Source organism: Streptomyces altiplanensis, from assembly GCF_053591575.1.
The window spans coordinates 58,879-79,394 of sequence record NZ_JBSFUB010000023.1 but is presented as its reverse complement, the minus strand read 5'-3'; the positions used below and the strand labels follow the sequence as shown (position 1 = coordinate 79,394).

Here is a 20,516-nt window from a genome sequence, read left to right as displayed (position 1 = left end):
CCGGCGACAGCCGGCGGAAGACGTACGCCGACCAGGCCACCATGGAACTGGTCCGGCACTCGGTCGCGGGCGGCCCGTCCGCCGCGACGGCGGGCGTACGCGGGGCCTCGACGGCCACCCGGCAGGCACCGCCGGCCGGTTCCTCGACCCACTCCGCGGCCACCGTGAAGCCGTCGAGCGGCAGGTCCGCACACACCTCCTCGACGGTGATCCGCTCGGCCGACATCGTGGCGAGTACGTCGATCCCGGCGCCGTCGGCGAAGGTGAGCCGCACGTTGAACCAGGCGGGCCGGGGAGGCGGGACGGCGTCGGCGGCGCGGCCCTCCGGGACCCGTACGGGCCATACCGGCGCCGCCGCATTCGGTTCATAATGGTTGTTGACGTCAAAAAAAGCACTTTCCAGCACGGTGGAAACGTAACCCCGTCCCGCCCCCGGCCCGCCACGGCGCGCAGCGTGTACGACGCAAGGCACCCGGTGGAGGGTCTCCCGCACCGTTCGGGCCAGGGGACGGACACCTCCCCCGGCCCGCCGTTCGATGCCATGCTGGAGACCTTCGCGGGAAGGAGCCCCCGCCGTGCTTCGAGTCGCAGTCATCGGTTCAGGCCCCAGCGGGGTCTACACCGCGCAGGCCCTGGTGCAGCAGAGTGCGGTGCCCGACGTGCGGGTGCACGTACTGGACCGGCTGCCCTGTCCGTACGGACTGGTGCGCTACGGCGTCGCACCGGACCACGAGAAGATCAAGTCGCTCCAGAACAGCCTGCGCACCGTACTCGAAGACGAACGGATCACCTTCGTGGGCCACGCCGAGGTGGGAACGGCCGGGCTGACCTGCGCGCGGCTGCTGGAGCTCTACCACGCGGTGGTGTACTGCGTCGGGGCCGCGACGGACCGCAGGCTCGGCATTCCGGGCGAGGACCTGCCCGGGAGCTGGTCGGCCACCGATTTCGTCTCCTGGTACAGCGCCCATCCGGACGCGTCCGGGCGCGGCTTCGCGCTGGGCGCGCGTTCGGCCGTCGTGATCGGGGTGGGCAACGTGGCGGTGGACGTGGCCCGCGTCCTGGCGCGCGGCGCGCACGAGCTGCGGTCCACCGATGTGCCGCAGCCGGCGCTCGACGTGCTGGCGGGCAGCCGGGTGCGCGAGGTGCACATGGTGGGCCGGCGCGGCCCTTCGCAGGCGAAGTTCACCACCAAGGAACTGCGGGAGCTCGGCACCCTGCCGGACGCCGGGGTGGTCGTACGGCCCGAGGAGCTCGCCCTGGACCCGGCGTACGCGGATCCGGGGTCGGCGGTGGCCGCGGCCCTTCCCGCCGTGAACCGGCGCAATGTCGAGGTACTGAGGGGCTGGGCCGCCGCGGGCGGTTCCGGGGAACGGGCGCGCCGTATCCACGTGCGGTTCTTCCTGCGGCCCGTGGAGGTGCTGGAGGAAGGCGGGCGGGCGGCGGGGGTGCGCTTCGAGCGCACGGTGCCCGACGGCAGCGGCGGCGTACGCGGCACGGGAACGTACGAGGACGTGGAGGCGCAGCTGGTGCTGCGGTCGGTCGGTTACCGGGGGGCACCGCTCGCCGGCCTGCCGTTCGACCCGGGGAGCGGGACGGTGCCGCATGCCGGAGGTCACGTCCTGCGGGAGGGCGTCCCGTCGCCGGGCGAGTACGTGGCGGGCTGGATCAAGCGGGGCCCGACGGGCGTCATCGGCACCAACCGGCCGTGCGCCAAGGAGACGGTGGCGTCGCTCCTCGCGGACGCGCCGGCGCTCGCCCGGCGCCCGCTCGTGGACGACCCGCTCGACGCACTGCGGGAGTCGGGGATCCGCCCGGTCGTGTGGAGCGACTGGCGGGCGATCGAGGCGGCGGAGGCGGCGCTGGGCGTCTCCCTGGGGCGCCGGTCGGTGAAGCTCCACGACTGGGAGGGGCTGCTGGCCGCCGCGCACGGCGGAGCCTGACGGCCCGCCGCGCGCCCCTCGGCGTCAGCCGTCGGTGCCGAGCCGGCCGGCCTCCAGTGCGGCCGCCGCGAGGACGCGGTCGAGGAGGCCGGGGAAGAGCAGCTCCAGGTCCTCACGGCGCAGCCCGTTGAGTTTGGCCGTTCCCCGGTAGACCTGCCGGATCACACCGCTCTCGCGCAGTACGCGGAAGTGGTGGGTGGTCGTGGACTTGGTGACGGGGAGGGTGAAGTACGAGCAGGAGAGCTCGGACTCGGCCACCGCCATCTCGCGGACGATGCGCAGTCGCATGGGGTCGGAGAGCGCGTGGAGCACCCCTTCGAGGCGGATCTCGTCGCGCGTGGGGTGCGCGAGTTCACGCGCACTCGTCGTAACGGCGTTCACGGCGTCTCCAGTTCGTCCGGGAGCACCATTGTACGACACTCATCGTAATTAGATGCGGACCGTCCTGCGGGCGGGGCCGGCCGGGCAGCGGCCGCGGCCCCGCCCACGGGGAGACGCTCAGACCGCGCGGTGGTACTGGTCGGGCGTGTGCACCTCGCCGCCCAGTTCGCGCGCGGCGTGGCGGGCGAACGAAGGGTTGCGCAGCAGTTCCCGGCCGAGCAGTACGGCGTCCGCCTGGCCGTCGGCCAGGATCTTCTCGGCCTGCACCGGGTCGGTGATCAGGCCGACCGCGGCGACGGGCAGCCCCGCCTCGACGCGGACCCGCTCGGCGAACGGCACCTGGTAGCCGGGGCCGACGGGGATCCGCGTCCGCGGCGCGAGTCCGCCCGTCGAGACGTCGAGCAGGTCCACCCCGTGCGCCCGCAGCTCACGGGCGAAGCGGACGGTGTCGTCGGCGGTCCAGCCGTCCCGCTCGTCCTCGGGGTTCTCGGTCAGCCAGTCGGTGGCCGAGATCCGGAAGAACAGCGGCAGGTCCTCGGGCCACACCGCGCGCACCGCGTCCACGACCTCCAGGGCGAAGCGCGTGCGGTTCTCGAAGGAGCCGCCGTACGCGTCGGTGCGGTGGTTGCTGTGCGGGGAGAGGAACTCGCCGATCAGGTAGCCGTGCGCGCCATGGATCTCGGCGACCTTGAACCCGGCCGCGAGGGCCCGCCGCGCCGCGTCCGCGAACTGTCCGACGATCTCCGCGATCTGTCCGGTGGACAGTTCGGCGGGCGCCGGGTGGCCCTCGTCGTACGGCAGCGGGCTCGGCGCGACGGGCTGCCACGCCTCGGGGTCCGCGACGATCGGGGCGCCGCCGCGCCAGGGGCGGTCGGTGGACGCCTTGCGCCCGGCGTGCGCCAGCTGGATGCCGGGGACCGTTCCCTGGCTCTCCAGGAACGCGGTGATGCGGCGCAGCGCCTCGACCTGCCGGTCGTTCCAGATGCCCAGGTCGGCCGGGCTGATCCGGCCCTCGGGGCTGACCGCCGTGGCTTCCACCAGGATCAGGCCGGTGCCGCCCGTGGCGCGGGCGGCGTAGTGGGCGAAGTGCCAGTCGTGCGCGACACCGGCGTTCGGCCCGAACACCTCCGCGCTGTACTGGCACATGGGCGCCATCCAGATGCGGTTGGGGATGGTCAGCGATCGCAGGCTGTAGGGCTCGAAGAGGGCGCTCACGAGGGACTCCGTTTCGACTGGTGCAGCCGGGCCGACTGCGCTTAGTACGATACACACCGTACTACGGCGATCGTCAAACTACGAGGTCTCTCGTACAACCGCTCCTCAGCCGGCGAACGGCGTCGGGGGCAGCCCCCGGCCCGCGCCCGGAAGCACCAGCAGCGAACCGGAGAGCGGGTGCGGGGCGGCGAGGCCGGTCCGGGCCGTGGTGACGTACAGGTCATCCAGGCCGGCGCCGCCGAAAGCGCAGGCCGTGGGGCGGCGCACGGGCAGTGCGACGACCCGGTCGAGCCGCCCGTCCGGCGTGTACCGGCGGATCGCCGCGCCGTCCCAGAGCGCCACCCAGACGCAGCCGTCGGCGTCGACGGTCAGGCCGTCCGGGAAGCCCGCACCGGTCTCGATCTCCGCGAGCCGGCGCCGGTTCACGGCCTGGCGGCCGTCGAAATCGAAGACGTCGATACCGCGGGTGGGGCTGTCGACGTAGTACATGAGCCGTCCGTCGGGGCTCCAGTCCGTGCCGTTGCTGACGGCGGCGGTCAGCGCCCGCACGGCCGTGCCGTCCGGTGCGACCCGGGTGAGGCTCCCGCCACCCGGCTCCTCGTCGTAGCGCATGGTGCCCGCCCACAGCGCCCCGTCGGGGGCGACGGCCGCGTCATTGCCGCGGCGGCCCGGCACGGGGTCGCGCACCAGCCAGGAGAAGGCCAGGTCGGGCCCGTACAGACCAATCCCGTCGCGGAGGTTGACGACCAGGCCGCCGCCCGCCCGCGGCTTGGCCGCGCCGACGTGCTGTCCGGCGGCCATGACCGTGCGACGGCCGCTCGCCGGGTCGTACGTGTGGATGCGCGCGGACAGGATGTCCACCCAGACCAGCCGGCCCGCCGCCGCGTCCCAGGTCGGCCCCTCGCCGAGCGACGCCCGCTCCCGCACCGCGACGTCCGGCCGCGCGAACGGCCTCACGGGTGGCCTCACGACCGGTCTCACGGGCGGACCCGGTGACCGAGGCGGACCGACAGGTCGGTCGCGCCCCTGGCCGCCAGCTCGGCCAGCTCGGTCTCCCGCTCCTCGCTCCACCGGATCATGGGCACGGAGATGGAGAGCGCGGCGACGACCCGGCCCGCGCTGTCCCGCACCGGGGCGGCCACGCAGCTAACGTCCGGGTTGGACTCCCGGTGCTCGAAGGCGAGCCCGCGCTCCCGGATCTTCGCGAGTGCGGTGCGCAACTCCCCCGGATCGGTGATGCTGTTGGGGGTCATGGCAACGAATTCACGGCCTTCGATGCGGGCGTCGAGCTGGGTCTGCGGCAGCGAGGCGAGCAGCATCTTGCCGACGGAGGTGCAGTGCGCGGGCAGCCTGCGGCCGGCGGCCGAGACCATCCGGACCGCGTGCGTCGAGTCCACCTTGGCGATGTAGATGACGTCCGTGTCCTCCAGGATGGCGACGTGAACGGTCTCGTCACAGGTCTCGGCGACCTCCCGGGCCACCTGCTGCCCCTCGGCGGCGAGATCGAGCTGCTCCGCGTACCGGCTGCCGAGCTGGTACGTACGCACACCGAGCCGGTAGCGGCCGGGCTGGTCGGGCACGGGCACCACGTAGGAGCGCGCGGCGAGCGTGGTGAGCAGCTCGTGCACCGTGGTGCGCGGCAGCTGGAGCTTGCGCGTGACATCGGGCGCGGACAGCGTGCCGTCCCCTTCCAGGAACAGCTCGAGTATGTCCAGCGACCTGGTCACCGCCGGAACCAGTCGTCCCACGATCGGCCACCCACCTCTTCTGTTCGAAACTCCGGTCATTGACCGGTATGACGAACACAGGCTAGCCGCAGGTTGGTTCGCCCGGCAATGGCCGCGCGGGGACGGCGCGCGGGCGGCGCGGGGGCGGCGGCAGGCCATTGACACCCCGAGGACCGGCTGATTACGGTCACGCCAGAATTTCGAACGCATAACGAAATCTCGAACACCTCCGAGGGGCAACCGCCTTGCGCATTACGGGAATCAGCACGCACGTCGTCGGGACACCCTGGCGCAACCTCACCTATGTCGTCGTCCGTACGGACGAAGGTCTCACCGGTGTCGGAGAGACCCGGATGCTGGGCCGCACCGACGCGCTGCTCGGCTATCTCCGCGAGGCCGAGGCCAACCACATCGCGGGATCCGACCCCTTCGCCGTCGAGGATCTCGTCCGCAGGATGAAGTACGGCGACTACGGACGGGCCGGCGAGATCGTCATGTCGGGCATCGCGGTCGTGGAGATGGCCTGCTGGGACATCAAGGGCAAGGCGCTCGGCGTGCCGGTCTGGCAGCTGCTCGGCGGAAAGGTCACCGACCGGGTCAAGGCGTACGCCAACGGCTGGTACACCACGGAGCGCACCCCCGAGGCGTACCACAAGGCCGCGCAGACGGTCGTCGAGCGCGGTTACCGCGCGCTGAAGATCGATCCGTTCGGAACCGGGCACTACGAACTCGACCACGCCGGCACGCTCTACGCGGTGTCGCTGATCGAGGCCGTACGGGACGCGATCGGCCCGGACACCGAGCTGATGCTGGAGATGCACGGACGGTTCTCCCCCGCCACGGCCGTACGGCTCGCCCGCGAGCTGGCGCCCTTCGAGCCCGCCTGGCTGGAGGAGCCGGTCCCGCCGGAGAACCTCAAGGCGCTGGAGAAGGTCGCCGCCAAGGTGGACATGCCCATCGCCACCGGCGAGCGCATCCACGACCGGATCGAGTTCCGGGAACTGTTCGAGTCGCAGGCCGCCGACATCATCCAGCCGGACGTGGGACACATCGGCGGCATCCTGGAGACCAGGAAGCTCGCCGCGACCGCCGAGACGCACTACGTGCAGATCGCCCCGCACAACGTGGGCGGCTCCGTACTGACCGCGGCGAGCCTCCAGCTGGCCGCCTGCACCCCGAACTTCAAGATCCTCGAACACTTCAACGACTTCGCCGACGCGGAGATCAAGAAGGTGGTGCGCGGAGCGCCCGAGGTGGTCGACGGCTACTTCGAGGTCTCCCACGCGCCCGGCCTCGGCGTCGAGCTCGACACGGCTGCGGCGGCCGAATTCCCGCAGCAGCAGGCCAGGTTCGACCTGTGGGCCGAGGGCTGGGAGCAGAGGAAGCCGAAGTGATCAGCCGCGCGGTCGTCGTCGAGCGGCCCGGTTCGCACCGGCTGGTGACGGGACCGCCGCCCGGGCCGGGCCCCGGCGAGGTGGTGGTGCGGGTCGCCGCCGCCGGGATCTGCATGAGCGACCGCGAGGTGTACGACGGCCATCGCGACGCGGCGTACGTGCGCTATCCGGTGATTCCGGGGCACGAGTGGTCCGGGACCGTCGAGGCGGTCGGCGAGGGGGTCGACACGGGGCTCCTCGGACGCAGGACCGTCGCCGAGGGGTTCCGGTCCTGCGGTGCCTGCGAGCGGTGCCGCAGCGGCGACACGTCGCTGTGCGCGTCGGGGTACGACGAGACGGGCTTCACCCGGCCCGGCGCCTTCGCCGACCATGTCGTCGTGCCCGCCCGGCTGCTGCATCCGCTCGCCGACGACGCCGACCTGCGGGCCGCCGCGCTCCTGGAGCCGGCCGCCGTGGTCGCCTCCGCCGTACGGGCCGGGCGGGCCGGGGCGGGCGAGCGGGTGGCCGTGGTGGGCGCGGGCACGCTCGGGCTGCTGGCCGTGCAGTTGCTGGCGGCCGCGAGCCCCGGTGAGCTGACGGTGTTCGACCCGCGCATGGAACGGGCCGTTCAGGCACTGGCGTTCGGGGCGACCCACGCGTGTACGCCCGAGGAGACGCACGACCTCGCGGGACGCTACGACCTGGTCGTCGAGACCGCCGGCGCGCCTTCCACCGCGGCCTCGTCCTGCCTGCTGGCCCGCCGCGGCGGCCGGGTGATCCTCACCGGGATCTTCACCGCGGGTGCGACGGGGATCGATCTGGTGCATCTGTCGCTGAGCCAGCTGACCGTGCGGTCCGTCTTCGGGGCGCCGTCGTCGGCCTGGGCCTTCGCCGTGCGGGCGTTCGGGACCGGGCTGATCGATCCGCGCCCGCTGATCACTCACGAGTTCCCGCTGGAGCGGTTCGGCGATGCGGTGGCGCTGGTCGGGGGCGGCGATCCGAAGACCGGGAAGGTGCTGCTGCGGCCGTCGTGAGCGGCCGGAGACCTTTCCTCTCCCGGCGTGGCCGGAGCCGTCCGGCAGTGACCGGCGCGCAGGTGCGCGCCATGAACCGAATCCTGACCGAGATGCCGAACCAAGGAGTCCCGTGACAGCCCCGTCAGCCCCCCGCCGCCCCGGCGCCGACGCCCTCGCCCGCATCGGCCACGCCACACCGGACGACAACCCCGCGGACTCCTCCCCGCACGCGTTCCCCGACGGCGGCACCTGGCGCACCGAGGTGCCCTCGGTGGAGGGTCCGGAGGCGCTCGCCGTCGTACTCAAGGAGAGTTCGCGCCTCGACGTCCCGGTCCACCGCATCAGCCAGGGCAGCGGCATCTGGATGCTCACCGACGCCGACATCACCGAGATGGTGGAGTCCTGCGCGGAACGCGACATCGAGCTCTGCCTGTTCACCGGGCCGCGCGGCACCTGGGACACCGGCGCGGCCACCCGCACCGACTCGGGCGGCGCGGGGCTCCGCGCCCGCGGCCACGACGCCCTGGCCGGCTGTGTCGAAGACGCCCTGCGGGCGTCGGCGCTGGGGGTGAGGTGCCTGCTGGTCGCCGACGAGGGCGTGCTGTGGACGCTGCACCGGCTGCGCGCCGGCGGGCTGCTGCCCGCCGACACCACCTTCAAGGTGTCCGCGCTGATCGGCCCGGTCAATCCGGCTTCGTACGCCGTGTACGAGAGGCTCGGGGCGGACTCCGTCAACATCCCCTCCGACCTCACCCTCGCCCACTTCACCGAGATCCGCCGGGTCAGCCGCGCCCCCATGGACCTCTACGTGGAGGCACCCGACGACCTCGGCGGCTACATCCGGATGTACGAGGCGGCGGAGCTGATCCGGCGCGGCGCACCGCTCTACCTCAAGTTCGGGCTTTCGAAGTCCCCCGGCATCTACCCGTACGGCGCCCAGCTGCGCGACACCGCGCTGGCCGGCGCCCGTGAGCGCGTACGCCGGGGACGTCTCGTACTCGATCTGCTCGCCCGGCACGGCGCGGACGGCGGGATGTCCCCGCTCGGCTCCCGGCTGCCCGGCGCTCTCCACCGGTTCCCCGTCACCGCCTCCGAGAAGGACTGACCCGTCATGACGCGCGGGTGAACGCGCATGCGGGGAGGCCGCCGGGGAACGGCGCACCGCACAAGCCCCCTGCCGGATCAGGTTCCGGCAGGGGGCTTCGGAGCGCGTCGGGCCGGGTGTCAGCCGGTCTTGATGCGCATGAAGGTGACGGAGTTGGCGGGGAAGGTGTACGTGAAGGTGTCGTCGACCCCGTCCAGAGTGGAGCTGCGGGGCCTGATCGGCCGGTCGGTGGAGGTGTTGACCGCGTCCGGGTCGCCCTGGAGCGTGGTCAGCCGGGCCTTGGAGGCCACGTCGGCGTGGCGGCCGAGGTCGATCTCCGTACGGGCGGGGGCGTCCTGGGCGTTGACGACCTTGACGATGAGCTCGCCGGTCGCCTTGTCGCGGGTGACGACCTGGCGGAAGGGCTCGGCGGTCTTGTCGTCGGTGAAGCTGCCCCACTCCTTCCCGTCCAGGAACAGGGTCACCTGCCGGCCGCGCACCTTGACCTCGATGTCGTACGTACGGCCGCTCTCGATGGTCGTACCGCGCTCGATGAGCGTCTGCTTGGCACCGCCCGCGGCCTTCTCCACGACGGAGCGGGTGTTGCCCCAGCCGCCGAGGTTCCACCAGTAGTAGTTGCCGGTGTCCTTGACTCCGAAGGCGACGAGGAAGCCCTCCTTGCCGGACTTCTTCGTGGCCTTCAGCTTCAGGTCGTAGTCGTGCCAGGCGGCGTCGCCCGCCGTGACGAGGGTGTTCTCGGCGGCGGCGTCGGACTGGACGTACGCACCGTCCTGGACGGACCAGGAGCCGGTGCCGGCCGCCTTCGTCCAGCGGCTGTCACCACCGGAGAAGTCGTCGGTGAACAGGCTTTCGCCGTCCGCCGACGTGACCCGCACGTCGTCGTACGCGGCGGCCGTCGCCCAGGTGGACAGGCCGACGGCGCCGGCGATCGGGCCGCTGACGGCGGGGGTGCCGGAGGCGCGGCTCGGTACCACCTCGTCACCGACGTTGTTCATGAAGAGCTTCTGCGTCTCGTAGCTGGCGCTGCCCCATGAGTCGGTGTTGTCGAACCAGATCATGTCGGGCCGCCACTGCGCGTCGTTGGTGTCGGCGAGGAGCGGGGCGTACGAGGCGAGCTTGACGACGTCCGCGTTGCGTTCGAGGCCGGTCATGAAGGCGGCTTCGGCGAGGGCGTTGGAGAAGCGGTTGTCCAGGGACGCGTACTCGCCGAGGAAGACCTTGGGGCCCTTGCGGTCGTAGGCGTCGTAGCGGTCGTTGTTCTCCAGGAACCACTGCGGGCTGTTGTAGTAGTGCTCGTCGACCATGGCGACATCGGCGTCGCGGTTCAGCTGCCAGGCGCGGTCGAAGGTGGTGCCGCTGTCGTCGGGGCCGGAGTTGCTGATGACGGTGATGTCCGGGTACTTCGCCTCGATGGCCTTGCGGAACTCGGTGAAGCGCGCGAAGAACTCGTCGGGGAGGTTCTCCTCGTTGCCGACCTCCAGGTGGGTCAGGCCGAAGGGCCTGGGGTGGCCCATCCGCGCCCGCTTCTTGCCCCACGGGGAGGAGACGGGTCCGTTGGCGAACTCGATGAGGTCGAGCGTGTCCTGGATGTGGCGCCGGAGCAGCGCGGGGTCGTCGGTCGCCTTGTTCTCGCCGCAGCCGGTGACGAGGGCGGGGACGACGGGCAGGGCCATCGCGCCGATGTCCTCGGCGTACTGGAAGTACTCGTAGTAGCCGAGGCCGTAGGTCTGGTTGTAGCCCCAGAAGTTGGCGTTCACCGCCCGCTCCTCGACCGGGCCGACGGTGTCCTTCCACTGGTAGGACCGCTTGCGCTCGAAGTCCGGGGCCTCGTACGCCTCGTGGCTGCCGGTGTTGACCAGGCAGCCGCCCGGGAAGCGCAGGAAGCCGGGCTTCAGGGCGGCTATCTTCTCGGCGAGGTCCTTGCGCAGGCCGTTCGGCCGGCCCTTGTAGGTGTCGCGGGGGAAGAGCGAGACCATGTCGAGCCGTACGGTGCCGCTGCCGCCGGCGGTGACGGCGAGCCGGCCGGCGTCGCCGGTCGTGCGGGCGGTGAGTGTGCCGGTGTACTTGGCCCAGCGGTCGCCGCGTGCCGTGATGCGCAGGGGCTTCGCCAACTGGGTGGAACCGTCCCGCAGTTCGACGCTGAGCGGTGTTCCGCCCGCGCGGTCGGTGCGCGCCCACACCGAGAAGTCGTACTTCTTGCCGGCCTGCACGGCGATCCCCGCGTTGTAGCCGGAGTTCGCGATGCCGAAGCGGCCTTCGCTGCCGTCGCCGTTGAGGTCGAGCCGCAGGTAGCGTCGGTTGCGCTCGTTCAGGCGCCCGTCGTCGTCCACGACGCGCGCCGTGCCGGTCGCCGCGCCGCTCGCGGTCTCGCTCCAGGCGGTCAGCGGGGTGTACGCGCGGTTGTCGACGCGGTCGTACTCAAAGGAACGATTCTGCACGAGTTCGGCGTACAGGCCGCCGTCGGCGGCGTGGTTGATGTCCTCGTAGAACACGCCGTACATCGAGTCGTCGATCGCGGGCCCGGTCCCTGCCGGGTCGACATCGATCGAATAGTCGGCCGCTTCCGCCGCGGCCGGGGCTTCGGTGGGTGCGACGACGAGTGCGGCCGTCAGACCGGTGAGGACGGCCGCGACGGCGAGACCGCGTCCGGGCCTTCTCGGACCTTGCATCTGGGCTCCTGGTGTTTCGTTCGAAATATCGGACATTGACCACAATCCCGAACGAGAACATAGGCAGACGCTCGCAGAAGGTCAACTCCCCTGCACCATGAGGAAATTCTTTCGTGGCGGATTACGCGCGGCGCCGGAGGCTGACGTCCGCGTCCGCGGGGTAGCTCTGGGTCCAGTGGCGCCCGGCGTCCGACGTCCACGTGACGTGGACGGTGCCGCCGTCGGTCCTGACACGGTCCACCGTGATCGTGCGCTCCCCGCTGCGGACGTCACCACGACGCAGCTCGCCCGCCTTGACGGTCGGGTACGTGTCCTCGGCCTGCGCCTCGGCCGTGTCGGCCGCCCGCAGAAGCGCGGCGGCCAGCTCCCGGGCCTGTGCGGGGGTGGCGACCAGGGGGACGTACGCGCTGCCCCGCGCACCGATGTGGATCTGCCCCGCCTCCGCGTTCACGGACGGTCCCGGGGCGACCTCGACGAGGGCCGCCGGGCCGTCCGGGGCGGTGTGCATGCGGATGTCGGGCATGTTTCTCTCCTCAGGCGCGCGCCCGCCGTGACCGTGCCGGCGGGCGCTTCGGGAACGCCCTCCATGATCCCCCGGCTCCCGGCCCCCGGCTTCCGGTCCCCGGCCCTGCGGATCGCGGGCGCGCTCCCCGGACCCCGGCCGCTACCAGTCGCCGTCGGACACCGGTTTGCCCGGCGCGCCACCGAGCGGCTTCACCTGGTGCGGCGACGGCTGCTGCCACGGCGTGTGGTCCTCGCCCAGCCACTCGCCGACCGGCTTCACGCCGCCCAGGGTGTCCGTGGCCGCCAGGTCCTCGCCGTCGGCGTCGTAGTAGTCGAACCAGGGCAGGCCCGCCCGGGTGTACGCGGCCCGGTCCACGGGGGACGGCGGAGGCTCTTCGCCGGTGATGCGCCGCCACTCCGGGGGCGTCACCAGGTGGACGAAGACCCGGCCGGACGGCTGGTCGGCCCAGTCGGAAACGGGCCGGTCGTCCTTGTAGACCTCCTGGCGCATGGAGCCGCCCACACCGAGCCCCATCGCCGCCGCCCGGGGCCGGGGAGCGCCGCCCGGCCCGCCGCCGGGCCCGGCGGACATCAAGGCCGGGGGCGGCGCGGCGGCCCCCGGGGCCGCCATGCCGTACCCGGCCGTCGGACCGTGCCCCTCCCCCGGGGCCGGCTGCTCCGCCGCCCGCCTCCGCTGCTCCCGCCACGCCGCCAGCGGGCCGTCCTTGAGCGGCCACGCCTGCAGTTGCAGCCCGCCCCACTTCTCCTCGCCGGTGACCTGGCCCTCCACGGTCGCGCCCATCCCCAGCGGCACCGCGACGAACTGCCGCACCGTGCCCGTCCCGGAGTTGATCCCGTCGAGCCACGGCTGGCGCGGCAGCACCAGGTAGTTCTGCGGGTCCCGTGACAGCCCGCCGCTCCACGGCTTCCCCGACACGGCGCAGACCTTCCCCGCCCCCACCTGGAGGGCGCCCGGCTCCACGGTCCCGGCGAAGCTCAGCCACATCGCCTCCCGCAGGTGCACGGGCAGCATGACGCCGCCTCTGGCCGACCACTCCGGGGGCACCGTGCCGGCGTAGTCCTCGACCCTGCGCAGCGGGAAGTCGCCCAGGCCCGGCGGCAGCGGGTGCGTCCCCTTCTCGGGCAGGCGCAGCGTACGTACGAAACGCACCCGCACCCCGCCCGGCAGCAGCAGGCTGTCCCCGTCGATCCGTACCGTCGCACCGGTCACCGGCGCACTCCCCTCACCTCGGTACCGCTGATCACTTCCCCCCGCTACCACGACCGCGCCGTACCGTCCGGTTCCGGCCGGAGGGCGACGCGGGGGCCGGGGCGCCCGGCGTGCCGCCTGAACTGCGGCGACGCCCGCTGCGAGGGCCGCTGTCAGTGGGCGGGTGCACACTGGCCCGTATCTGAGACAACGGCGTCCTGGAGGTGTCGGCCATGACCGACGTACTGCTCACCGTGGGAACACGCAAAGGACTCTTCACCGGCCGCAGGCGCGGCGGCGTATGGGAGTTCGACGGACCGCACTTCAACGCGCAGGCGGTGTACTCACTCGCCATCGACACCCGCGGTGCGGTGCCCAGGCTGCTCGCCGGCGGGGACAGCGCGCACTGGGGCCCCTCGGTCTTCCACTCCGACGACCTGGGCGCGACCTGGGCCGAACCGAAGCGGCCCGCCGTGAAGTTCCCGGAGTTCACCGGCGCGTCGCTGGAGCGGGTCTGGCAGCTGCACCCGGCGGGACCCGAGGCGCCCGACGTGGTGTACGCGGGCACGGAGCCGGCCGCGCTGTTCCGGTCCGAGGACCGCGGCGAGTCCTTCGAGCTCGTACGGCCGCTGTGGGAGCACCCGACGCGCTCGCAGTGGGTGCCGGGCGGTGGCGGCGAAGGGCTGCACACGGTCGTCACCGATCCGCGTGACACCCGGGCCGTGACGGTCGCGGTGTCCACGGCCGGGGTGTTCCGCTCGCGGGACGGCGGGGCGAGCTGGGCGCCGTCCAACAAGGGGGTGTCGGCGGTGTTCCTGCCCGATCCTGACCCCGAGTTCGGCCAGTGCGTGCACAAGATCGCCCAGGACGCGGCCGACCCCGACCGGCTGTACCTGCAGAACCACTGGGGGGTGTTCCGCAGTGACGACGCCGGGGCCAACTGGTCCGACATCGGGGCGGGGCTGCCCTCGACGTTCGGCTTCGCCGCCGCGTCGCATCCGCACCGCGCGGACACGGCGTACCTCTTCCCCATCACCGCGGACTCCGACCGGGTGCCCGCCGGAAACAAGTGCCGGGTCTACCGGACCGGGGACGCGGGCCGGAGCTGGGAGCCGCTGTCGGCCGGACTGCCGCAGGAGCCGCATTACGGAACGGTGCTGCGCGACGCGCTCTGCACGGACGACGCCGACCCGGCGGGGGTGTACTTCGGCAATCGCAACGGGGAGCTCTTCGCGAGCGCGGACGACGGGGACAGCTGGCAACTGCTCGCCTCCCACCTGCCGGACGTGCTGTGCGTACGGGCCGCGGCCATCGGCTGACCGACGCGGGCCGGCCGGGGTGGAGTGGGGTGGAGTGGGGTGGCCGGAAGCCCGTACGCCGGGCGGCTGCCCTACGGCAGCCGCCAGTCCACCGGCTGGGCCCCCTGGCGGACCAGGAGTTCATTGGTGCGGCTGAAGGGCCGCGAACCGAAGAAACCGCGGTCCGCCGACATGGGGGAGGGATGGGCGGACTCGATCGCCGGCAAGCCGTCGAGGAACGGCCGCAGATTGCGGGCGTCACGCCCCCACAGCACCGGGACCAGCGGCTTGCCGCGGGCCACCAGAGCGCGGATGGCCTGCTCGGTCACTTCCTCCCAGCCTTTGCCGCGATGGGCCCCGGGCTTGCGGGGCGCCGTGGTGAGTGCCCTGTTGAGCAGCAGCACGCCCTGACGCGTCCAGGGCGTCAGATCACCGTTGGAGGGCCGGGGCAGCCCGAGGTCCGTGTGCAGCTCCCTGAAGATGTTCTCCAGGCTGCCGGGCACAGGGGAGACGTCCGGCGCGACCGCGAAGCTCAGCCCGATGGCCATGCCCGGGGTCGGGTACGGATCCTGCCCCACGATCAGGACGCGGACCTCGTCGAAGGGCTGCTGGAAGGCGCGCAGGACATGTGCTCCGGCGGGCAGGTAGGTACGGCCGGCCGCGATTTCCGCACGCAGGAAATCGCCCATCGCGGCGATGCGCCCGGCCACGGGGCGCAACGCCTCCGCCCACCCGGGCTCGACAAGTTCGTTCAACGGTAGTGCTGCCACGGCATGTCACTCTACTGGCGCACTGGACGCTCCCCCGCACCCAGCGGCGGCCGACTGGTCCGGGCGCACCAGGCCCGGGATAGGCTGCCGCCGTCACTGCCTCTTCTTCCTGGAGACGGTTCATGGGGTCACGCAGGCGTGCGCCGGAAAGCAGCGGTGCCCGTTGCGTCCGGTGATCAAGCGGCCCGGCTCCCGTCATCGGCGCGGCCCGGCCCCCTCGTTCGGGAAACCGCGCCGTCAACTCACCGGCGTCGCCAAGGGGTTGGTGTCCTCCCCGGCGTCCGAGGCGCGGCCGGCGGGCCGGTGGCTGCCGTGACGCCGTGGGTGCTGGGGGTCGACTCCGGCGGATCGGGACTGCGGGTGGCGCTCGCGAACACCTCGGACACCGGGGCCGTCGGGCGCACGGAGACCGCTGTGTCGCGTGAGCCCGTGCGGACGGGCCCCGCCGGAATCGACGCGGCGCACCTGCTGGACCAGCTGCTGCCCATGACGCGCGCGCTCCTCGACGGCGCCGGGGACGGCGCCGCGTCCCCCGTCACGATCGGCGCCGTCGCGGTCGGCGCCGCCGGGATGGCGACTCTCGGCGGCGATCTGCGCGACCGGCTGCCCGGAGCGCTGGAGAGCGCGCTGGGGGTACGGCGTCTCGCGCTGGCCGCCGACGCCGTCACGGCGTACGCCGGAGCGCTCGGTCTGCGGCCGGGTGCGGTGGTCGCGGCCGGAACCGGGCTGATCGCGCTCGGTACGGACCTGTCCGTCTGGCGCAGGGCCGACGGCTGGGGGCACCTGCTCGGCGACTGCGGCAGCGGGGCCTGGATCGGCCGGGCCGGACTCGAAGCGGCGATGCGCGCCCACGACGGGCGGCGCGGCGGCTCCCCCGCCTTGCTGGCCCGCGTGGAAGCGGTGTTCGGGCCCGCGCCCGAACTGCCCGGCCTGCTCTACCCGCGCACCGACCGGCCCGCCGTGCTCGCCTCGTTCGCGCCGGAAGTGGCCCGCTGCGCCGCCGCGGATCCCGCCGACCCCGTCGCGGCGGGCATCCTGCGGGAGGCGGCCGGGCACATCGCCGACGCCGCCGCTGCCGTCTGCCCGCCGTCCGGGGAGTGCGACGTCGCGTTCACCGGCGGCCTGCTCAAGACGGGCGACGCGCTGCTCGTCCCCCTGCGGGCCGCGCTCGCCGAGCGGCTGCCGCACGCGCGTACCGTCCCGGCCGCGGGAGATCCGCTGGCGGGAGCCGTGCGCGTCGCCGCTTCGCTCACCACGCGGGGCCTGCGGCTGCCGGCCGACGGACGCCTGCTGCACGTGCCGGCAGAGCAGGATAGTCGAGGTCAAAGCGACTCACGGGATAAACCGGCACAGACACCGCTCGAACGCCCCCTCCCCGAACAGGACACCACCCGAACGCAGTAGCATGCGGCGCCATGAGCTCCCCCACTGGGCCCGCATCCGGCCTGCCTGTACGAATGCCGCGCCCCCGCCAGCCCGGACGGCACCGCCGGCCGGAACCCGTGGTGGCGCCCGAGGGCGCGCCCGCGTTCGTCCTCGCCGTCCCCGGCACCCCGGGCAGCGCGTCGCGCAGCCTGGCGGAGGAAGTCGTCAGCATCGCCCGTTCCGAGCTGCCCGGCCTCGCCGCCAGGATCGGCTACCTCGACGGCGACGACGACGAGTACCCCACGCTCGAGAGCGTCCTCGCGCACACCGCCGCCGAGCGCACCGCCCGCTACGAGCAGGCGCTCGCCGCGGGCCGCGAGGCGGCCGAGCCGCAGGGCCCGGCCGCCGTCGTGGTGCCGCTCCTCGTCGGCCCCGAGAGCGCCCTGATGCGCCGCATACGGCAGGCCGTCATGGACAGCCGCACCGCCGTCGAGCTGACCGACGTCCTCGGCCCGCACCCGCTGCTCGCCGAGGCCCTGCACGTGCGCCTCTCCGAGACCGGTCTGGCCCGCGCCGACCGCGCCAGGCTGTTCACGGTCACCACCGCGGCCGACGGCATCATCCTGGCCACCGTGGGCGGCGACGAGGCCGTGCAGGCCGCCGGCATCACCGGCATGCTGCTGGCCGCGCGCCTCGCCGTACCGGTGATGGCCGCCGCGCTGGACGAGGAGGGTTCGGTCGCCGCCGTCGCGGAGCAGTTGCGCGGTTCCGGTTCGACCCAGCTCGCCCTGGCGCCGTACGTGATCGGCCCCGAGGTCCCCGACAGCCTCCTGGACGCGGCCGTCAAGGAGGCGGACTGCGCGACCGCCGAGCCGCTGGGTGCCTACCCGGCGATCGGCAAGCTCGCCCTGTCGCACTACACGACGGCTCTGGGCATCGCCCCGCAGCAGCTCGCGCAGGGCATGCCGGTCCACTGAGCGGAGCCCTCCTGCCGCACGCCGACCGCGGTACGGGGAGAGGGAGAGCGGCCGAGGGCCCGCACCGGACGACCGGTGCGGGCCCTCGGCCGTGTGCCGGCCGCGCGTGTCAGCGTGTCAGCCGAAGACCACGCAGGAGGCCGCGGGCACCTCGATGGAGCCCGCCCGGCGCGGGATGCCCGTCTCCTGGTCGATGTCGAACCAGGTGACGTCCCCCGATCGCTCGTTGGCGGCGTAGAGCCTGCTCCCCGAGGGGTCCAGGGCGAGGTCGCGCGGCCAGTGGCCGCCGCACCCCACCGTCGTCACGAACTCCGCCTTCGCCCCCGACGGGTCGAGCGCGAGCACGGCGATGCTGTCGTGCCCGCGGTTGGCCGCCCACAGGAAGCGCCCGTCGTGGGCGACGACGACCTCGGAGGGGTACGTCGTCACGTCCGTGCCCGGCTCCACCACAGGGGTCTCGCCGAGCGGTACGAGCACTCCGGACTCGGCGTCCCAGCGGCAGACGGTGACGGCCGGCTCCAGCTCGCCCAGGACGTACGCGTGGCTGCCGTCGGGGTGGAAGGCCAGGTGGCGGGGGCCGGTGCCCGGCCGCAGCGCGGTCTCGGTGTGCACGCGCAGCGTCCCGGGGGGTGCGGCGAGTTCGCAGACCCGTACGGAGTCGGTGCCGAGGTCGACGCTGAGCACCCACCGCCCCGTGGGGTCGGGCAGCACCTGGTGGGCGTGCGGCCCGCCCTGGCGGTCCTGGCGCGGGCCGCTGCCGCGGTGGTGCAGTACGCCGGTGGCCTCCTCCGGCGCGCCGTCCGCGCCTACGGGGAGCACCGTGACGCTGCCCGAGCCGTAGTTGGCGGTCACCAGGTGCCCGTCGGCGAGCGTGAGGTGGGTGGGGGCGGCGCCGCCCACGGCCACCGGCGCGCCGACCGGGAGCGGGGCGCCGTCGCCGGTCACGTCGAAGGCCGCGGCCGCCCCGTCCTCGGTCTCGCTCACGGCGTACAGGACCGTGCCGCCGGGAGCGAGTACGAGGAACGACGGGTCGGCGACGGCGTCGGTCGCCCCCAGCACGGTGAGTGCGCCCGTCTCCCGGTCCACGGCGGCGGCGACGATCCCGCGCCCCCCTGCCGAGGTGAACGACCCTATGAATGCCCGCCCGGCCTCGTTGCTGCTGCTCACCGTGGAGCCCCTTTCCGCCAGTTGACCGCGCACAGCCACGAGAGCCGTGACAGCTTTGATCACATTCTGCCGGGCAGACGCTAGCAGCCGGTCCGGGCCGGCTCGCCGCCTCGCGCGGGCGAGCGCTCGGGGCCCGGCGGAGCCCCGGCGGGACCCCGGGTCCGGGCGTCTGCGACCGGGCGCCTACGAGGGGACGAGCGGCGAGCGCGGTGAGGTGCGCAGGGGTGTGGCGAGGTCGGCGAGCGCCCTCTCCAGTCCGTGCAGGTGGCGCAGCGCGGCCTCGGCACCGGGGTGGTGGGCGACGGATGTCTGGACCCCGGGCACCGGCGCGGCGGCCGGCCGGCCGGCGGGCGGGACCAGGGCCTCGACGGCGGCCTCCACGCGCCAGCAGGCCGCCGCCAGGCGGGCGTCGTGCGACGCCTGCGGGTCGGCCGCGACCGAGGCGAGCCCGCGCACCTCACGGGCGCAGTCGTCCAGCAGGGCCAGGATCCGGCGGGCGCGGGCCTTGCGGCCGCGCAGCGGGTTCAGGGGGTGGACGAGCGGGGCCAGGGAGAGCCGCACCCGGCCGAGTACCACTTCCAGCTCGGCGGCGAGCGGAGCCGGGTCGGCGTCCGGGTCGCCGGCCAGGCGGCGCGCGGCGGCGGTGGTGCAGCCGTGCACGCTGTGCACGGCGCGTTCGATCCAGGCGTTGGTCGCGGCGTGCGTCGTGACGGGCAGTACGAAAGCCACGGCCAGCACCGCGCCCATGGCGCCGACACCGGTCTCCGCGAGGCGCAGCGCGAGCAGGCCCGGCTCCAGCACCCCCAGCAGTCCGTACAGCAGGGCCACCATCAGCGTCACCGCGGTCATCATCCAGCTGTACGAGACCGGGGCGGTGTAGAAGATCCCGAAGACGCACACCGCCACGAGCGCGGCCGTGGGGGCCACCGCTCCGTGCAGCGGCAGGGCGAGGAAGAGTCCGGCGGCGATGCCGACGACCGTACCGAGGACGCGCCGGAAGCCACGGACCAGGGTTTCGCCCCGCGAGGAGGTGTTCACGAAGATCCACCAGGCGGCGCCGACGGCCCAGTACCAGCGCCCCTCGGACAGGACCTGGCCCACCACGAGGGCGAACCCGCCCGCGACGACGACCTGGACCGCCTGGCGGGTGGTGATCCGGGCGAGGCCCGATCCGGCCGGCAGGGCCGGGGCGGCTACGGGCGGCGGCAGCCTCCGCTCGTAGCACCACAGGCCGAAACGGACGCCCGAGGAGGCGAGCAGGGCGAGGGCGACGGCGGAGTACAGCCCGGGCAGCTGCCCGGGCACGGTGTGCAGGAACTGCGCCACGAAGAAGGTCATGAAGGCGAAGACACCCAGCGAGTGGCCCCGCGGTCCCCAGCGCCGGGCGTACACCCCGAGGCCGGCGACGGCGAGGAACGCCACGTCGCGCAGGAGCGGTACGTCGTGCAGTCCTGCCGCGAGAGCGAGCACCGGGAAGCCGACGGCGGGCAGCAGGGCGGTGGTGGCGGCCTGGCCGCGGACCGTCGCGTCGGTGACCGTGAAGAGGGCGAGGAGCGCGGCGAGTCCACCGGTGATGACCGCGGGGAGGGTGTGTCCGGTGAGGCCGCACACGGCGACCGCCAGACCGATACCGAGGACGGACCGGGTGGCGCTGCGCAGCCGCAGCCACCCTGGATCCGGCGCCACGAACATCCTCTTCACCACTGCTTTCCGCCCCGCCTTCGCCCCGGCATGAAAAAGGCGCCACGGAGTCCGCGGCGCCATCGACCTCTCTATCAGAACACCTGCGGCCCCAGTGG

At 73.4% G+C, this 20,516-nt stretch carries 18 protein-coding genes; 7 read left to right on the top strand and 11 right to left on the bottom strand.

The annotated features are described in order from the left end of the window. The coding region (locus ACWD0Y_RS13795; RefSeq protein WP_450260554.1) for a DUF6214 family protein at positions 1-406 on the bottom strand (406 nt) is incomplete at its 3' end. 169 nt (positions 407-575) lie between these two features. On the opposite strand from ACWD0Y_RS13795, the gene ACWD0Y_RS13790 reads away from it, so the two are divergent. Then, positions 576-1,940 (top strand): FAD-dependent oxidoreductase, encoded by a 1,365-nt coding sequence (locus ACWD0Y_RS13790; RefSeq protein WP_450260553.1) that lies wholly within the window; start codon positions 576-578, stop codon positions 1,938-1,940. A gap of 24 nt (positions 1,941-1,964) precedes the next feature. Here the strand turns inward: ACWD0Y_RS13790 and ACWD0Y_RS13785 are convergent, their stop codons facing one another. The 4 genes from ACWD0Y_RS13785 to ACWD0Y_RS13770 form a co-directional block, all read right to left on the bottom strand. Continuing rightward, positions 1,965-2,321 (bottom strand): ArsR/SmtB family transcription factor, encoded by a 357-nt coding sequence (locus ACWD0Y_RS13785; protein ID WP_450260552.1) that lies wholly within the window; start codon positions 2,319-2,321, stop codon positions 1,965-1,967. A 117-nt stretch (positions 2,322-2,438) separates the two neighbouring features. Then, entirely contained in the window at positions 2,439-3,536 is a 1,098-nt protein-coding gene (locus ACWD0Y_RS13780) for an NADH:flavin oxidoreductase/NADH oxidase (protein WP_450260551.1), read from the bottom strand. 105 nt (positions 3,537-3,641) lie between these two features. After that, positions 3,642-4,493: an SMP-30/gluconolactonase/LRE family protein gene (locus ACWD0Y_RS13775; RefSeq protein WP_450260550.1), complete on the bottom strand. Its 852-nt coding sequence runs from the start codon at positions 4,491-4,493 to the stop codon at positions 3,642-3,644. Positions 4,494-4,513: 20 nt separating this feature from the next. Further along, positions 4,514-5,284, bottom strand: a complete 771-nt coding sequence (locus ACWD0Y_RS13770; protein ID WP_450260549.1) for an IclR family transcriptional regulator — start codon at positions 5,282-5,284, stop codon at positions 4,514-4,516. Positions 5,285-5,508: 224 nt separating this feature from the next. On the opposite strand from ACWD0Y_RS13770, the gene ACWD0Y_RS13765 reads away from it, so the two are divergent. From ACWD0Y_RS13765 to ACWD0Y_RS13755, 3 genes are all read left to right on the top strand, one after another. Continuing rightward, the gene (locus ACWD0Y_RS13765) at positions 5,509-6,657 is read left to right on the top strand and encodes a mandelate racemase/muconate lactonizing enzyme family protein (RefSeq protein WP_450260548.1); all 1,149 of its coding nucleotides are present in this window, start codon (positions 5,509-5,511) and stop codon (positions 6,655-6,657) included. Then, positions 6,657-7,670, top strand: coding sequence for a zinc-dependent alcohol dehydrogenase (locus ACWD0Y_RS13760; RefSeq protein ID WP_450260556.1), 1,014 nt, complete (start codon positions 6,657-6,659; stop codon positions 7,668-7,670). The genes ACWD0Y_RS13765 and ACWD0Y_RS13760 overlap by 1 nt, the downstream gene beginning before the upstream one ends. A 112-nt stretch (positions 7,671-7,782) precedes the next feature. Beyond that, positions 7,783-8,757 carry a hypothetical protein gene (locus ACWD0Y_RS13755; protein WP_450260547.1) on the top strand — a complete coding sequence of 325 codons (975 nt, stop codon included), beginning with the start codon at positions 7,783-7,785 and terminating at the stop codon, positions 8,755-8,757. A 119-nt stretch (positions 8,758-8,876) separates the two neighbouring features. Here the strand turns inward: ACWD0Y_RS13755 and ACWD0Y_RS13750 are convergent, their stop codons facing one another. The 3 genes from ACWD0Y_RS13750 to ACWD0Y_RS13740 form a co-directional block, all read right to left on the bottom strand. Continuing rightward, positions 8,877-11,426, bottom strand: a complete 2,550-nt coding sequence (locus ACWD0Y_RS13750) for an alpha-L-arabinofuranosidase C-terminal domain-containing protein (protein WP_450260546.1) — start codon at positions 11,424-11,426, stop codon at positions 8,877-8,879. A gap of 121 nt (positions 11,427-11,547) precedes the next feature. After that, positions 11,548-11,949, bottom strand: a complete 402-nt coding sequence (locus ACWD0Y_RS13745) for a hypothetical protein (RefSeq protein WP_450260545.1) — start codon at positions 11,947-11,949, stop codon at positions 11,548-11,550. A 141-nt stretch (positions 11,950-12,090) separates the two neighbouring features. Continuing rightward, positions 12,091-13,161, bottom strand: a complete 1,071-nt coding sequence (locus ACWD0Y_RS13740) for a hypothetical protein (RefSeq protein ID WP_450260544.1) — start codon at positions 13,159-13,161, stop codon at positions 12,091-12,093. A 212-nt stretch (positions 13,162-13,373) separates the two neighbouring features. Here ACWD0Y_RS13740 and ACWD0Y_RS13735 point away from each other — a divergent pair, with 212 nt between their 5' ends. Continuing rightward, positions 13,374-14,459: a WD40/YVTN/BNR-like repeat-containing protein gene (locus tag ACWD0Y_RS13735; protein ID WP_450260543.1), complete on the top strand. Its 1,086-nt coding sequence runs from the start codon at positions 13,374-13,376 to the stop codon at positions 14,457-14,459. Positions 14,460-14,530: 71 nt separating this feature from the next. Here the strand turns inward: ACWD0Y_RS13735 and ACWD0Y_RS13730 are convergent, their stop codons facing one another. Further along, a complete protein-coding gene (locus tag ACWD0Y_RS13730; RefSeq protein WP_450260542.1) occupies positions 14,531-15,208 on the bottom strand; it encodes a uracil-DNA glycosylase in 678 nt (225 codons plus the stop codon). Between the two features lie 303 nt (positions 15,209-15,511). On the opposite strand from ACWD0Y_RS13730, the gene ACWD0Y_RS13725 reads away from it, so the two are divergent. Together ACWD0Y_RS13725 and ACWD0Y_RS13720 are read left to right on the top strand one after the other, a co-directional pair. Further along, a complete protein-coding gene (locus tag ACWD0Y_RS13725) occupies positions 15,512-16,612 on the top strand; it encodes an N-acetylglucosamine kinase (protein ID WP_450260541.1) in 1,101 nt (366 codons plus the stop codon). Positions 16,613-16,623: 11 nt separating this feature from the next. Continuing rightward, complete coding sequence (locus ACWD0Y_RS13720) at positions 16,624-17,550, top strand: sirohydrochlorin chelatase (protein WP_450260540.1); 927 nt, start codon at positions 16,624-16,626, stop codon at positions 17,548-17,550. A 117-nt stretch (positions 17,551-17,667) separates the two neighbouring features. On the opposite strand, the gene ACWD0Y_RS13715 is transcribed toward ACWD0Y_RS13720, so the two are convergent. Next, positions 17,668-18,717 (bottom strand): lactonase family protein, encoded by a 1,050-nt coding sequence (locus ACWD0Y_RS13715; RefSeq protein WP_450260539.1) that lies wholly within the window; start codon positions 18,715-18,717, stop codon positions 17,668-17,670. 183 nt (positions 18,718-18,900) lie between these two features. Further along, on the bottom strand, positions 18,901-20,421 hold the full coding sequence (locus ACWD0Y_RS13710; protein ID WP_450260538.1) for an FUSC family protein: 1,521 nt from the start codon (positions 20,419-20,421) through the stop codon (positions 18,901-18,903). Positions 20,422-20,516: the final 95 nt, after the last annotated feature.

Coding starts and splice junctions, on each gene's coding strand:
- ACWD0Y_RS13735 (WP_450260543.1), top strand. CDS start 13,374: ATGACCGACGTACTGCTCACCGTGGGAACACGCAAAGGACTCTTCACC.
- ACWD0Y_RS13720 (WP_450260540.1), top strand. CDS start 16,624: ATGAGCTCCCCCACTGGGCCCGCATCCGGCCTGCCTGTACGAATGCCG.
- ACWD0Y_RS13750 (WP_450260546.1), bottom strand. CDS start 11,426: ATGCAAGGTCCGAGAAGGCCCGGACGCGGTCTCGCCGTCGCGGCCGTC.
- ACWD0Y_RS13745 (WP_450260545.1), bottom strand. CDS start 11,949: ATGCCCGACATCCGCATGCACACCGCCCCGGACGGCCCGGCGGCCCTC.